Here is a 2,157-nt window from a genome sequence, read left to right as displayed (position 1 = left end):
CGCGGACGGACCCGGCCGGGCACAGCGCCGTGCAACGCCGCCGCGCACCGCGCGCACAGCGTCGTCCGCGACCTGCCGCAGCCTGCGCACTGGGCCGGCAGCACCAGGTCGGAGAGGTCCTGCCACCACCCCCGCATACCCACCACTGTGCCAACACGGACGCCGGGTGACCACCCCTGTGGACAACGCCCTGTGGACAACTCCACGGGGATGACAGGGCCTTGACCTCGTACCCGGACGCAGGCGGCGCCCACGCGAGCGCCTGCTACCCCGGATAGACCGGCGCGGTCCCGTCCTTGAGGACCGACTGCCACGCGGAACCGGAGGGCAACCGCACGATCCCGTCGTCCGAGCGCGCCAGCAGCGGCAGCCGGTCGTCGTCGGACGCGGCGATGTCGCTCACCCGGGTCAGCCCCGGCAGGGCCTGCCCGGTCGGCGCGGACCCGTCGCACTGCACGTACCGGATCTGCTGCAGCTCGTCGGACTCCCGGCCGACCACGACGAGCCGGCTGCCGCCCGCCCACGACACGGCCGTGACGTCCTCCATCTCCGGCGCCGCGGAACGCAGACCGGCGACCGAGACGTCGACGCCGCCCTCTCCGTCGGACTGCCGCTCGACCCGCCCGATCCGCAGCGACGTCGTGTCCTTGATCTTCACCAGCAGCGCGATGCGCGCGCCGTCGGCGGACGTCTTCACCGACTCGATGCGGGCATCGTCTTCGAGCCCTTCGACGGAGACCTCCTGCATCTTGTCGCCGAGGCCCTGCCCGAACACGAGCAGCCGTTTGTGCGCGGGGTCACGGTCGGCCACCCACAGGTCCCCCCGCCCGTCCCAACTGGGCGTCGACAGGCCGTCCTTCGCCGCCGCGGCGTGGCTGCGCACCAGCGGGTCGCCCAGCGAGGCGCTGCTGAGGAACGAGGCGACGTACAGCAGCCGTCCGTCGTGCGTCACCCCCGCCGCCCGCTCCTGGTCGCGCGAGACCGCCACGGAGCGCAGCCGCGGGGAGTCCTCGCCCAGCGGCCCCTCCACCGGGGCCGGGTCGGAGCTGCCGCGGCCGGGCACCTGCACGAGCCGGCCCTTCTCGTCCAGGAAGTACTGGGCGTCCAGTTGGGCGGCCTGCCGTGGGGCCACCAGCGCGTCGGCCTTGTCCTCGTTCAGCGTGCACAAGAGGCGGCCGTCGGTGCTCTTGAGGTCGACCTCGCTCACACTCGACGACGACAAGTCCCGCAACGAGAACAGCAGTTGGGCCGCCATCTGCTTGCACTTGGTCTGGCTGACCCGGTCCGCGGCCTTGCTCAGCGGCACCGTCAGCTTGTTCGCGTCGTCCGGGGAGAGCGAGTCCACCCCGCTCTTGAGCCGTACGCCCGACGGGAACGACGTGTTCACGACGTGGTCCAGCCAGCGCGTCGGCCCGGCGAGTACCTGCTTGACCGTCTCGGTCAGCGGGTCGGTCCACTGCCGCACGAAGACCGGGTCGGCAACGAGCTGCTTCGGCGAGGAGTCACCCCCGGACGGCGAATCCACCGCGTAGTAGTACTTGTTGACGGGCTGGTAGATCCGCTGGAAGTCGGTCTCGCCGAGGACGACACCCGGCGGCAGGCTGTCGATCCGCCACTGGTTGCCCTTAGAGGACTTGACCAGGGACAGGTGCAGGTTCTTGTCGTACTTCTGTTTGTGCGGCTGATAGGCCTGCTGCCGGTCGACCGTGGCGACCTCACTGCCCGTCAGGCTGAAGTACTTGCCCTCGTCGCCCGCGTTCTGCGGGCTGAGCGGGCGCGTATTGGGGCCGTCGGCGAGCACGACCGTCTCGTGACCGGGCTCCCAGCCCTTCGCTGCTTTCGGCGTCAGATACTTGCGCGCGATCGCGTACGTAGGGTCATCGCTGGTCAGTGCCTCAAGGAAGCCCTCGACCACATTGGTCGGGCTGGCGCCGTCGGCCGGCGGCTGTGCGAAGACCCGCACCTGCGAGTCAGGACGCTGCGAGGCGTCGACCGAGTCGAGCCCGCCACTGTCGGGCATCGACGCGCACCCGGCGAGCACGATCGCTCCGCACCCGGCCAGCGCGCCTGCCCGCACCCCGCGCCGCCTTCGCGGCGCCCGCTGCTCACTCACGACCGCCGTCGCTCCCCTCGCCGCGCTCGTCCGGCTCCGCACCG

1 protein-coding gene and 1 pseudogene are annotated in these 2,157 nt (G+C 71.4%); both read right to left on the bottom strand.

Annotated features, from left to right (window positions below; genetic code table 11):
- Nucleotides 1-137, bottom strand: a pseudogene (locus G3I40_RS46975) (ComF family protein); the annotation flags it as partial.
- A gap of 128 nt (nucleotides 138-265) precedes the next feature.
- A complete protein-coding gene (locus G3I40_RS08520; protein WP_343244859.1) occupies nucleotides 266-2,113 on the bottom strand; it encodes an LpqB family beta-propeller domain-containing protein in 1,848 nt (615 codons plus the stop codon).
- Nucleotides 2,114-2,157 lie beyond the last annotated feature (44 nt).

This window comes from Streptomyces sp. SID14478, from assembly GCF_010548525.1.
GTDB lineage: Bacteria > Actinomycetota > Actinomycetes > Streptomycetales > Streptomycetaceae > Streptomyces.
The sequence above is the reverse complement of the archived record's forward strand: the minus strand, read 5'-3'. Positions and strand labels throughout refer to the sequence as shown.